This is a genomic window from Pseudomonas sp. KB_15, from assembly GCF_052114525.1.
Lineage (GTDB): Bacteria > Pseudomonadota > Gammaproteobacteria > Pseudomonadales > Pseudomonadaceae > Aquipseudomonas.
Map to the genome: position 1 here is coordinate 1 of NZ_JBFREX010000341.1, position 373 is coordinate 373.

Annotated in this window: 2 rRNA genes; both read right to left on the reverse strand. The window is 46.8% G+C overall.

From position 1 onward, the window contains the following. Positions 1–17: 17 nt before the first annotated feature. Positions 18–133, reverse strand: a 5S ribosomal RNA gene (rrf, locus tag AB4Z35_RS31190). Positions 134–287: 154 nt separating this feature from the next. Next, positions 288–373 (reverse strand): 23S ribosomal RNA (locus AB4Z35_RS31195); the annotation flags it as partial.

A 373-nucleotide genomic window follows, 5' to 3' on the forward strand; every position in this document is an offset into this window, starting at 1 on the left:
GGGGTTTCGGAATTTAATCTTGACGATGACCTACTCTCACATGGGGAAACCCCACACTACCATCGGCGATGCATCGTTTCACTGCTGAGTTCGGGATGGGATCAGGTGGTTCCAATGCTCTATGGTCGTCAAGAAATTCGGGTACTGAACCGTTTTTCAACGTTTCAGCAAATTGGGTATGTRATAGMTTCGGTGTTTTGTGAGCATCTCGAAYTTTCGGTTCATTGCGTCTTCACACACCGCAATCTGATGCTTCTTTCGAAGTAAGCAAATTGCTTGGGTGTTATATGGTCAAGCCTCACGGGCAATTAGTATTGGTTAGCTCAACGCCTCACAGCGCTTACACACCCAACCTATCAACGTCGTAGTCTTC